Genomic DNA, 12,802 nt, shown 5'->3' with positions numbered 1-12,802 from the left:
CGAACGGGGATGAAAAACCCAACAAATCACTGCTTGTCTGCCAGCCATCCCTGGACGGCAACGATATCGCGTTCGGCCAACGTTCCGAAAGCCTTTTTTAACCGCAGGCTGTTCATGACATAATCATACCGGGCCATTGCATAGTCCTGCTTCGTCAGGGAAAGATCCCGCTGCGCATCCAGAACCGCCAGCAGGATGAAAAGCCCTGATTTATATCCATCTTGTTTGGCCTGCAGCGCAAGCTCTCGGGATTCAACGGCTTCCTGCAGGGCTTTCACCCGCTCCATTGCGTTGACCACGCCGGAATAGGCGGCCCGCGTCTCCTTTTGCAGCGCCCTTAGCTGGCGCTCCTGTTCCTGGAGGGCTGCCTGATAAAGATTGTAGGCCTCCCGCGAACGGGAATTGGTAATTCCTCCTTCAAAAAGGGGAATATTCAGCCGCAACAAGACGTTAGTTGACTCCACCTGGCTCCCGCCGCCGAAAACAGTGCCATCAGCTTCATTGTAAGTGTAACCGGCCTCCAGATTCAGCAGTGGATAGTGCCCTGCACACTGACGTTCGTATTCCCGACGTGCCGCTTCCACAGCCTGTCGTTGCGCTTCGAGAGAAGGATTCTGTTGCACGGCTCCGTCGATCCAGGCTTCGACATTACCCGGCGCCGGATATTTCATGGGCAAATCTTCGCGGAGCGCGGCAAGAGACACAATCAGCTTTCCCGTTACCTCCCGCAGGGCCTGGTGGGCGTCATCCGTGGCACTTTCCGCGGCGATCCTGTTTGCCCGAATCTCCGCTATGCGCGATTTTGCGTCGAGATAATCAGTCTTGGGCGTGAGCCCCATTTTGAACTTTTCTGATGCCAGCTCATAGTGGAGACCGACCGCAGCCTCCTCGGTCCTGGCCAGGGCAAGTCTGTCGCGTGCAGCAAGCACCCCCAAATAGACCTTGGCGATGCGAACAATGAGGTCTTGCCTGGCCACCTCCATGTCCATGTCCGCACCCTTCAGCCGTGCCTTTGCGCGGGAGAGATTGGCAAGAGAGGCTTTGTTGAAAAGAGGCTGTACCAGCGACAGCGAATATTCCTTGGTTGGAAAAGTGGAGGATCCTTGACCATAAACGGTGTTGTCGCTACTGATGATTTTCTGGGCGGTTCTGGTGTATTTCCCCTCTGCTGAAATCTTTGGTTGAAAAGCGGCCCAAGCCTGTGTCAGGGTTTCCTTTGAGGCTTCGTGACTGAACTGGGCGCCGATAAAACTGGCGTCCTTCTCCAAAGCCATTTTGTATACGTCCAGGATGCCCTCGGCCTGAGCGGATTGCGCGGGAAGCCAAAACAGCATGGCCAGCATCAACGCGAAAGCCCCCGGACCGATGAGAGTAAACGATGCACTCACACTGCTATGATCGCGTCTCATATCTTCGTTATTACCTCCCGAGTCTGCCTAACTCCAAGTACATTCAATTATTGATTTTATGCTGGTATTGCTGACCCTTTTCCGGCGACCAACTTGGCCCCCGGTTCCCGGGCATTGAGAGCGCCTCAACTGCTCCAGGATCTGCCGTTCACAGTCGGTAATCTTCTCTTGATGAAACTCGTAGAGTCCGACGGCCTTTTGCAGGCTGAACAGATGCTCCGGTCGATAGCTGCCCTGCAGGGAGCGGGCAATTGCGGGCGCACTGCTCCTGCATCGCGGGTCACGCATGGCCGCCGGAAAATCGATGGCGCCGTTCGAAGCAAGGAATGGCATTGATAACAAAAATGAATTATGATGGCTACTGCTTCTCAAAGCGGCCTGCGGATTTTACTAACCGATAACAGAACCGTTGTCAACAAATCATTCTCGCAATGTTTGTGGGCCCGAAATCCGCGATTGAATTTGGCGGAGCAGTTTTTCTGGTCGCAACAGCTAAAAAAATCCTATTAAGCCCATTAAGCTCTGACGTGGCCTTTTAAATTGCCATTATTCAAAGCAAGCGCTGCATTTTATTAATAAATCTAATGATATGGCATAATTATGGCGCACATCTCCCTTCAGGTTCCATTTTTACCAGGATTACACCCTTGCTGAAAGAAGATGATTTTGCCAGGCAGTGCATTGCTCCCGCTGGCGGCATCGAAAAGAGCAGTTTCTTCTAATATCCGCAACGAAATGACCATTGAGGATATCGTTGCAAATATTGGCGGCGGCGAGATTCATCCCCCGCCAAACCGGGAGCAATCACATGCAAATTCTTAACCGGACATCACTGTATCAAACTGCATCATGCCCCGTTTACCGGAATTGCCTATCGGAGACCGGCGTTCTTCTGGAGAATGTAGAGCGCGTCGTCGGAACCGATCTCCTCCCTGCCGCCGACACCCGCCGCCTTCATGACGACCGTTCCCGCGTTGATCTTTTTCGTCATCACCTGCATCGCCAGCACCGCGTCCGCCATATCCAGCAAGCCGTCGCCGTTGAGATCCCCGCTGCCGCCGATGACCCACGGCGCCGCCGCCACCCACCGGTAATCCAGAACGGAATCGTCATGGATCACCTGAAGGAGCGCGTGATCGCCGACGTGGATCCGTTTCTGATCGGCATTGCTGGCCGTCAGGCTGAAGCCGACCTCTCCGGTAAAGACGCCGGTCGCGACGCCCGTTTCGGTCAGCGTCAACAAAAAGCCTGTCGGATCTAGGGCGCTTGCGACCCGCACCGCGGCTGTCTGGATTGTTTCACTGTTCGTGTTTCGCGACGGATCCGTCAGCGTGACGACCGCCCGGGCGCCGGTTCCGATGTAGCGCGTCTTGTCGAGCTTCAGCGGACCGGGCGCGAACTTCGCCGGATCGTACATCCCGGTCGTCGCGTAGGGCGTCCCGGCGCCATCGATGCGGATCGCGGTTCCGTTTCTATCGATCAGGACGACGTCCCGAAGCTGGTAAGGCCCGCCAGCGCCCCTGTCGCCCAGAACCGCGCCGGGGAAAAGGAGCGCAAAGGTCTGCTTGCCGACGCTCAGGCCGTCCCGGACGGACACCGCCCGGACAAGGAACTTTCCATCCTTGAAGAGCTTTCCCCGCACCTCGTAATTCCCGGCAAGAACGATGGTCGCATCGACGGAGACCTCGACGGCCTCGTAGAGCCCGTCACTGTTCGCATCGACGGCCCGGTCGGAATACGTCCCGGCCAGCGTCGCCGATCCCGGATTCGGATCGACCACGTTTCCGGCGCTTCCGAAACCGCCGGACGTCACCGGCTTGCCGGTCACCGCGTCGTACTCGCTCCAGGAGGTCAGGATCCTGTTGTCCTTGTCAACAACGGCGACCAACTGCCACTGGATCGCGTCATTGGCCGTGATCTGCTTCGGCTCGGACCAGACAATCGCGGCGGCCATCTGCCCCGTCGAGGAGAAGAGCGCGCCGCCGCCCTTCGTATAGCCCTTCCAGATCACCGTCACCTTGCCGGTTGCATCGACAACCGCCTCGGGCTCCTCCAGAAACTGGGAACTTTCCACGACCAGACCCGGCGTCGTCCATAACCCGGCGCTTGTGTCAAAAACTGCGTATTTGATGCTGTTTTTCTTTCCCGGTTCCTTCTCCGTCCAGACGGCGAGCGCCTGGCCGCCCGGAGACGGGGCGATCGACGGGGCAAGCCTCGTCGCTTTGTCGCCCGAAGCAACAGCCGCGGGAGCGCTCCAGGACGAACCCGACCACTTCGACCAGAGGATGCGGCTGTCGAGGTTATCCGCCGAGGCGATGGTGGTCCCGTTTTTGACAACCGGCTCGTCGTTCGCTCCCTTCTCGTTTTCGGTGAAGTAAATCCCGTCGTCGTCCCGCGCCCAGACGAGAACGGGGTTTCCGCTCGCATCCACGCTGACGGCGGGCATCATGTCGGCGCCGGACTCCGTCCCGGGCACATCCGCCGCCTGCGTCCATCCGGGAATCGATGGATCGAAGAGCGCGTACTTCAGGTTCCAGCTCGTCCGTTTCATCGCGTCTTTCTGCGCGTCGGCGTTGTGTACCCAGACGGCGACGGCCCTGTTGTTGACGGCGTCATAGGCGATGGTCGCCGTTCCGTCCGCCTGGTCATCGTCAATGATCTTCTGCGCGGCGCTCCAGGCCGTTCCGCTCCAGGCGGAACAGGCGATATCCTGCGCGGCGAGAATCTCGTTGAGGTTATTCAGCGTCGGCGCTCCCTTGTTGGCCGTCCAGCAGGCAAGGGCCGTCCCGCTTCCCAGAAAGACCGCGGCCGGGTCGGTCTCCCACTCCGCGTTCGGTGTGGTTGAGCCGGTGATCGGCCCCTTCTCGCCCCAATCCGTTCCATTATGGAAACGGTAGTACAGCTCGGCGTTCGGGGACGGCTGATCCGGCGCGGCGTCGTCCGTCCAGACCAGCATCCTTCTGCCGGTGGCGTCAACGGCCAGCGACTGGGAGGAGAGGAAACGCGGCGCGGCGGCCCCCGCCCCCATCGGCGACCGGAAAGCCTGCGGCGCGGCGCCGCTTCCGAACGTCCACGGCCCCAGCGTCACCGAACAGAGTTCCGCACTGCCCACTCCCCAGAAGATCGACCCGACCACCGTTATGGGAACCACGACCTCTCCGCGCCAGGTCGTGTTCGTTCCGTTGGCCGAGGTGTATTTCATCTCGATTTCCAGCGTCACGGACGGCGAACCCGTGGCGGAAATCTTCGCCAGGCCGAACACGGCCGAAAGCGATATCGTGATGTTGCCGGTGACCGTCGTGCCGGGCGCCACGGTGATCTCCTCGAACTCGAGCTGCCGGTTCAGCACCGCCGCCCCCCGGACGAAGATCTCGACGTTCCCGCTCAGATCGACGGCGGCGGTGATCGGAACGCCATAGACGAGAAACGTCTTCGAATAGCCCTTTTCGGGCAGATCGAAGCCGAAACTCGCCCGAAGGTTGCCGGTCCCGCGCTGGAAGGCGAAATTCGGGTCGAAGTCTCCCGACAGCCCCCCTTCCAGATCGAACTCCTTGCCGAGGATCGTCGGCTTCCCCTTCACCGTCGCCCCGAACGTACTCGTCTCGTCGATCCGATAGAGCGCCTCGGCGGAAAATTCGATATCGAGTTTGTTGTTCAGTCCGCCCAGCATCCCGACGTCGCCCGGCACGTAGTCGCTCCAGGCGAAGTTGGTCGGGTAGTTGAACGTGAGCTTGTACGCCTCGTCCTCGCCGACGAATTCCTTGACAAAGGAACTCCCGTCGCAGATCTCGCCTACCGCGTTCACCCATGAAGGCAGGGGAATGATTTTGACCATGTAGCGCTCCTCGGCGGTGATCTGCTCCCCGTTTCGGTTCAAGACGCAAGTGATCGTAAGCGGGGTCGGGCCGTTGAAGTGTTTCAGGTCAAAGGTGGCCTTGTACTGGTTGTTGCCCAGAGAAGTCCCCTGCGCGTGAAGAAGGGAACCCAACTGGAAATTCACCTCTTTGATCTCCGCGAAGTTCTCGGGCGCCATCGTAACGGTCACAATGAAGTCGTTTTCCAGTTGAATCATGTTGAGGAAGGTACCGAAACCGTCCTCACCGCCGTCGGCGGTGCCGTCGTATCGGGCGTTGGTCGGGAGTTCAACGCCCATTCCCCATTCGGTGAAAACCGAACGGGCATAGCTGGAATAGCAGGCGGCGCCCCTGTTTTTCTGATCCACCACGACGGCGTAGGGGTTGTCGTGCCCCTTCGCCGTGCCGAGCGTCATCGACGCCTCGGCGTACCCCTCCGCGTTGACGGGCTGCTCGACCTTCCGCTGGCCGCGCACCCCCTCGAGGAACCCGCCCCAGGCCAGCGCGGAGCTGATCTCGTATTGTATGTACTCCACCGTCGCGGGAGGCTGCCATTTGAGTCTTGTCTTGAGCTTCTTTTCCAAGGGCGGCGGATTCGGATGTTGCTGGTCCTCCGGCTGGCCGTACTGACGGTCGCCGTCGTCGATCACGACATCGCCCCGCTTGATGGTGCTGGGGCCGCCCGTAACGCCGAGGGGAGGCACGGGAAGCTTCTGGCCGGGAGGATAGTTCACCGGGATGGCGGTCACATGGGCCATGTCGAGTTTGGCGCTGTAGTTGTTGCAGGGAAAGGCCCGCTCCGGTTTGAAGTCATAGACGAGGATCATCGACACGCTGCTCGACTTGGGGATATTGACGGTGAAGTTGAAACTCAGATTGCCGTTGTCGTCGGTAAACGTCTTCGTCCCGAGAAGCGTCCCGCCGATATTCCCCAGATAGAGCCTCGCCTCGGCGACATCCTCCTTTTCGTTGCCCGTGCCCGATGTCATGAAGGTCATGGCGGTCGCCAGCCAGTCATCGACATCGTTGGCCGTCAGCACGACGTGGATGACTGGGACGTTCGTCCGCCCGTTCGCGTAGGCATATTCTCCGGTAATCCCGTAGAATTCGGCGTAGGCGCCGGGGTTCTGCACACCCGCCGTGAGCGTCAGCGTCGGCTTGACGAAATTTGCGACGGCAACCGAACAGCGCCCCGTCGCCGTGGCTGTGGCGGACGGACTCGCCCCCGTCGCCGCGCCAGTCCACTCCTTGAAATACCAAGGCTCCTTGGCCGTCGCCGTCACATCGACCGTCCCTCCGCAATCGACCGGATCGACCTTCGCCGGTGCGGCCGTACAGCCTTCCGCCGCCGCCTGGGCCGGGGAAACCTCCGTCGTCAGGCAGCAGGTGGAGGGCGTGCGCGTGATCTCCTGGGTGTAGAGTCCGTAGGATTCATCGGATGTGGCAACGGTGTAGCCTCCTGTTCTGTTCGGAGTCTGGGAAACCATCACCTGGTGCGAATAGGGAGAATGACAGACCGGCCCGGCATAAAAAACGCCGGACGACGGACTGTAGCCATAGGTATGGACACTGCCACCGGGCTTGGCCAGAAGAACTATCGGTTCCTGGCCTTCCTGGAGAAGCGCGGCAATATCCTCAGCGTCAAGCGGGACGGTGATCGCACCTGCCTTTTCCGGGTTCGCCGGATCGGTCAGGTCGAACGCCTCGACGCTGTTGCCTGTTCCTGTATTGGAGGAAACCAGCAGCGTACTTCCGGCAAGCCACAGGCGGATCGTTCCACCGGGTGGGGTAAGCTCCGATTTTAACACCGGAGACGCGGGAGTCGTCACGTCGAATATATGGACACGGTAGCCATTTTCGGTCTGACCGGCGATGCAGGCAATATTCCCGGCGGCGGCTATATCGAGGCTCCCGGAAGTGCTGCTGAACGGCAGCATCCCAATTTTCAGGGGATTGGCGGGGTCCGAAAAATCCACGATCTCTGCATCCGGCTTGTTGCGGGCAAGATAGGCAATGTTCCCGGCTACCGCGCCGGCGACGAAATTCCCGTCGCCGGTCGTGTAACTGCCGCGCGCAACCGGGTTTTCCGGGTTGGAAACATCGATGACGGAAAGGATCGTTTTCGTCCAGAAATCAGGAGCCGCAGAAAGCCCAACCAGTGTGTTATCCGTCGCCGCAAGCGGGGTAAAATAACGCCAGGCGGCGTTTACGCTCAACAACGCCGGTAACGCCGGATCAGTGATATCGTAAATGAAAAGCCCGTCCCCACCGAGATAGAGACGGTTTCCGACGGCCAGTGGCGCGGAGGGGACCATAGGGCTCGCCGCTCCGCCCTGGGAAACCGGTGTCGCACCGGCCATACCGATCTTCTGCACGGCAATGTCCCCTTCGCCCGCCATCGCCACGACCCCGCCGGTGGATCCCGTCACCCGGAACGTACCTTTCATCGGCACGGCCCCGAGGCGGATCGGATTCATGGGGTCGGTGACATTGAAAACAACCGTTCCGCCGTTTCCGGCGGCAACGTACAGAGTATTTCCTGTGGCATAGACATCGCCGACCGTCAGCGCTGTCGTCCCCTCAACAATCGTGAACTGGTGCCTCGGAAGCGGGTTTTCAGGAGACGAAACATCGACAACACGCACCCCCTTGGACCCGATGGCACTGTAAACCAGGTCACCGCTGGCATGGAGACCCTGGCTCGTCTCGCTGACTCCGGCAGCCAGTTCGCCCGTTTTTGCAGGGGCCAGCGGACTCGAAAGAGCATAGACGAAAAACATCGGTGCACCGTTGAGACTCCCCTGGAGATAGAGACGGTCTCCATCGATCGTAAAGGCATTGGCGATAACTCCGTCGCCGAGAGCAAGGTTCCCCTGCGCGACCGGGGCAGACGGATTGCTTACATCAACGGCAGCTATGGCATTGACAACCCAAGAATCTCCGGATAGGGCCGACATATAGACATAATCTCCGGCTGCAATCAGGCTGCCGTGGTTCGGACAGGATGCCGTACATGAACCCAGTACGGAGGGAGAAGAGAGGTTCGTGATGTCGGCGACGAAAAACAGCGGGGCATCTTCCCATGGCCCCGAGGCGCCGTAGAGTTTCGTTCCGCTAATCGCAATCGCCGTCGGTTCGATGGAAAGGGAGAGGGTCGATTTTTTCACCAGCGTCTCGCCGCTGATCTCGTAAAGGCTTACCCCCTTCCCCTCGGCGACCGCAACGATATTGCCCGATATGGCGACATCGTTGCGCCAGCCGCCGATCGTTCCCTTGGGACCGATCGACCAGTCTTCCGAGACGCTTCCCAGGGCGAGGTATATGCCATCATTGTAATCAACCGGATCATTGGCAACGAGATTGGTTGCTTCCGAGTCGAATACGACATAACGGCCCCCCTCGGAAATATCGTTTGCCGTGAATACGTCATTGTTGCCTACCGCCCCCGCGGCGTTGATGTCCAGCAACCTCAGTTCGTTCTTTTCCAGGTCGTAGAGATACTCGTGACCAACGCCATACTCGGATTGATCCGTCAGATTGCCCGCTGCTGACTGGAATGCGACAAAACGGCCATCGGGAGAGATCGCCGCGTCAAAACTGTTGAGGTCTCCCGGATCGCCAGAGGAATTTTGCGTAATTCGCCTCACCTCGTTCGTGACAAGATCCTTGATGAAGAGATGCTGCTTGCCGTTCGCCGTTCCGGAAACAAGGTTTGTTGCATAGGATCTGAATGTCACATAACGCCCATCGTCGGAAATTCTTGGCTCGGTACAGCTCTTGTCCGCCGGCGTCCCCTCGGAGTTGACCGAGACCAGCAGATTCTCGCCGGTCTGCAGGTCGCGCCGGATGAGGTGTGAAGTCGTTCCATCCAGGGTATTGGAAACGATATTGGTCGATTGGCTCTCGAAAACCACGTAACGACCGTCGCCCGTGATGTCCGGGCCCTGATCGCTTCCATTTCCCTGTGTTCCGGAAACATTCCTGCTGACCAGGATCAGTGAATCCGTCTGCCGATCGTAAAGAAAAACATCGTATTTGTAGTAGGGATCTCCCTCGAACTGATGGACAACCCAGGAATCGAACACCACGTAACGACCGTCGAATGACACCCTGGGACGATAGGAATAACCGGCGCCGATTTCCCGTCCCGGCAGGTTTTTACTGACCAATATGGTTTGATTGTTGCCGAGATCCCGCAGATAGACATGATAGCTGTCTTCGACAAACGCGACGTCTTTCGCCAGTTGAGTGGCCACGGTTGCCTTCGACTGAAAAGCGACAAAACGGCCGTCGCCGGAAAGAGACGGGTTTTCGGAGATGTCGTCGGCCTGAGTTCCGTCGGTAGCTACATTTGCCCTGACTGTCACACCGGTTGTCCGGTTACGGACGAAAATGTCCGCGATGGAGTTAGTGTCATCATCCACCAGATTGCTTGCCCATGAATAGAAGGCTACATGCACGCCGTCTTTGGAGATCGAAGGGTTCCAGGAGCCGCCCGCGGCAAAAACTCCTGCGGAACTCGCATCGATTCTCTCCTGTACCTGGGCGTACGCCGACATCGTCAGCGATGTCAGGCAAGAGGACAGGAAAAACGTGATAAACAAGGAAACATTCTGCCGGCCTGACTTCTTCCTGGATGTCATCGCATCTACCTCCCTGTATCAAGGCGGGGCACGAAGACTGGCGCAAGTAAAGGCCGACCCCGAGGGACGCGCTCTCCGTGCGGATTTATTGTCAATGAAACTGCCTGTTTTCTAAAACGAAGTTGTGCCGGAGAACGGACGAAGAGGCGAAAAGGAGGATTCAAAATTGTCCGCAATTCCGGAAAATTCTGGTTGGACGAGGGTTAACATGTTCCTGAAAACACCGCTTCCCGAATCTCGGCGGCATTCTACACCTGTCGCCGTGGCTTTAGCAAGCGATTTTTGCTTTCCTCTCCCTTCCCCACGGCTAACCCAAATTCATGACGAAATTTTTAAAAACGAGCCATTTTTCGGTTTTTTCAGATTTTGCAATGAGTGATTACAGTGATTTACGTTGACAGTGGGGCGGAAAAGTGTTTTGTAGTGCCATAAAGTGACTCTGGATATTTGATATAGCCCACTCGTAAAGTTTGAATGTTAAAAGGAGATGGCTATCCTCAAGACAGTAGAGGGTGTGGCCAAGGTGACTTTTCCCGGTGGTGATGCTGTGAACATTATCATTGATGATGCAAAGACTTCTACCCCCGCTGTTGTGGAAGCGCTGAAGAATCGCGGATATAGTGCGAAGCAAACGATAGAAGGTCCTCCCTAAGGAAAGTAAACGCTTATATAGTTCTGGCCGCTCGGTAATCATTAGGATCAACAGGCAGGAGCCGCCTCTTTTAAGAATACTCAAGAAAAATGTAAGTTAGCATTGTGACGTGGAATAAGGATTATTTAATCCGGATTTGCGTGCGAGCGCCGGCTATGGCTAAATTGTCTACTGGAAAAGGGGCGGTATCTGCATTTGCGGTACGAATGAGTTAATCACCTGAGTACAGGGCTTTTTCAATAATTAAGAACAATTCCCTTGACAAACAGGGGCATTCCTCATATACATCCGCTCGTCGGAGTGGTTTTTTGAAGATCCGGCATAGTAGAAGATCCATTGCATTGGGACGTTGTTTTAAAAATTCCGAGGTTTTGCCCGGCGCTCCGACGGTCGGGCATTTTTGTTGGGCGGGTTTCTTCCGCGAGGAAGGCCTGGTGTTGGCAAGAGCATTGCGGAGTCATTGAAACAAGAGTCTCGTAACCATCCAGTATTATCCGGGATGTCGAACCTGGTAATTCTGGACAACAAGACGAAAGGAAGAAAATGACTTCACAATTTATTGATCTACACCTGCGCCCCGAGCTTACGCAGGCGGTTTCCGCGCTTGGCTATACCGAGCCTACCCCCATTCAGTCGGGGATCATACCGCTCATGCTTGCCGGCATTGATGCTATCGGCCAGGCGCAGACCGGCACCGGCAAAACCGCTGCCTTTGCACTCCCCATCCTGAACAATTTACAGACAGGCAGTCGCCTCCCGCAGGCCCTTGTTGTGGCGCCGACCCGCGAACTGGCCCTGCAGGTGGCAGAGGCCATGACCGGTCTCGGGCAGTTCTGCAAGGTGCGGGTTGTTGCTATTTACGGCGGCGCCTCTTATGAGCGTCAGTTAAGCCAATTAAAACGTGGTGTTGATGTTGTCGTCGGGACGCCCGGCCGACTTTTGGATCTTCTCAATCGCGGCGCCCTTAACCTGAGCGAGGTCCGTACCGTCGTTCTCGATGAAGCCGATGAAATGCTTTCGATGGGATTTATTGAAGATATCGAGGCCCTGCTGTCCGCCATGCCGGCTGAACGCCAGACGTCTTTGTTCTCGGCTACTTTGCCTGCCCCTATCCGCAAGCTTGCCAAGAAGTACATGCGCGAGCCGCAAGCGGTGACGATCGGGCGCGAACAGATGACGGTTGCCGCCATCGAGCAGCGCTATTACATGGTGAATCACTCCGACAAGACCGCCGCGCTCACCCGCCTTTTTGAGGTGGAAGAGATAACCTCCGCCCTGATTTTTGCCCGCACGAAACTTGGGACTCGCGATCTGGCGGCGGAGCTGACCAATCGCGGGTTTGCCTCCGAGGCCCTGAACGGCGATTTGAGCCAGGAATCCCGCGAGAGCACGCTGAACCGCTTCCGCGCCGGCCAGATCAAGGTGCTGGTGGCGACTGACGTTGCCGCGCGCGGGCTTGATATTGAAGGCATTTCCCATGTTTTTAACTACGATTTGTCCGAAGATCCCGAGATTTATATCCATCGAGTCGGTCGCACGGGCCGCGCCGGCCACACGGGCATTGCCATTACGCTGGTAACGCCCGCGGAGAAGCGCCGACTGCACAATGTGGAGGCTTTTATCCATCAGACGCTGATAAAATCAACATTGCCCGGCGTCGAAGAAATTATGGCCCGCCGCCAGGGTGAGCTTGTTGAAAAATTGTTGTTCTGGCTGAAGCGCGGCCGCTGCAAGCAGGAACGCATGATTGTCGAGAAGCTCGTGGCGGAAGGCGCCGACGTGTTTGATTTGGCCGCGGTTGCCATCAAGATTGCCCGGGCCGATGAAAAGATGCGTCCGGTGGCTCCGGTTGCGGAAGTTATTGAAATTTCCCGGGAGCGCTCCGGCGCCGACAGGCCTGGCCGGAGAACCCCGTTGCGGCGAGAGCGCCCGGCCGACCATGCGGATTCCCGGAGCGGGTCGCGGACAACGCTGCCGCGGGAAGACAAAAAGGTTTCCCGGGAAGCGGGGATGGTGAGCCTTTCGATGAACATCGGCAAGACGCACGGCATCCGCCCGGCGGATGTGGTGGGCGCGCTTTCCTATCAGGCCGATATCCCCGGCTCGCAACTCGGCAAGATTTACATCCAGTACGATCATACGCTGGTAGATGTGCCCGAGCAGTTTGTCGGCAAGGTGCTGGCGAACGCGGGCCGCTACTCGATCCGCAAACAGTCATTTACGATGGCCAGGGCTTAGGCCGGA

At 57.7% G+C, this 12,802-nt stretch carries 4 protein-coding genes; 1 reads left to right on the top strand and 3 read right to left on the bottom strand.

Features of this window, described 5'->3' with window-relative positions; translation table 11 throughout:
* Positions 1–26: 26 nt before the first annotated feature.
* From M0P74_02235 to M0P74_02225, 3 genes are all read right to left on the bottom strand, one after another.
* Complete coding sequence (locus M0P74_02235) at positions 27–1,409, bottom strand: TolC family outer membrane protein (protein MCK9362411.1); 1,383 nt, start codon at positions 1,407–1,409, stop codon at positions 27–29.
* A gap of 27 nt (positions 1,410–1,436) precedes the next feature.
* Positions 1,437–1,697, bottom strand: a complete 261-nt coding sequence (locus M0P74_02230; protein ID MCK9362410.1) for a hypothetical protein — start codon at positions 1,695–1,697, stop codon at positions 1,437–1,439.
* A 583-nt stretch (positions 1,698–2,280) separates the two neighbouring features.
* Entirely contained in the window at positions 2,281–9,906 is a 7,626-nt protein-coding gene (locus M0P74_02225) for a hypothetical protein (GenBank protein ID MCK9362409.1), read from the bottom strand.
* Between the two features lie 1,195 nt (positions 9,907–11,101).
* Between M0P74_02225 and M0P74_02220 the strand changes: the two genes are divergently transcribed.
* Complete coding sequence (locus M0P74_02220) at positions 11,102–12,796, top strand: DEAD/DEAH box helicase (GenBank protein ID MCK9362408.1); 1,695 nt, start codon at positions 11,102–11,104, stop codon at positions 12,794–12,796.
* Positions 12,797–12,802 lie beyond the last annotated feature (6 nt).

The sequence above is a fragment of the Syntrophales bacterium genome (assembly GCA_023229765.1).
In the GTDB taxonomy this organism is placed as follows: domain Bacteria; phylum Desulfobacterota; class Syntrophia; order Syntrophales; family UBA5619; genus DYTH01.
The sequence above is the reverse complement of the archived record's forward strand: the minus strand, read 5'-3'. Positions and strand labels throughout refer to the sequence as shown.

Excerpts from the sequence above, each read along its gene's own strand:
- M0P74_02235 (MCK9362411.1), bottom strand. The coding sequence starts at position 1,409 with ATGAGACGCGATCATAGCAGTGTGAGTGCATCGTTTACTCTCATCGGT.
- M0P74_02230 (MCK9362410.1), bottom strand. The coding sequence starts at position 1,697 with ATGCGTGACCCGCGATGCAGGAGCAGTGCGCCCGCAATTGCCCGCTCC.
- M0P74_02225 (MCK9362409.1), bottom strand. The coding sequence starts at position 9,906 with ATGACATCCAGGAAGAAGTCAGGCCGGCAGAATGTTTCCTTGTTTATC.
- M0P74_02220 (MCK9362408.1), top strand. The coding sequence starts at position 11,102 with ATGACTTCACAATTTATTGATCTACACCTGCGCCCCGAGCTTACGCAG.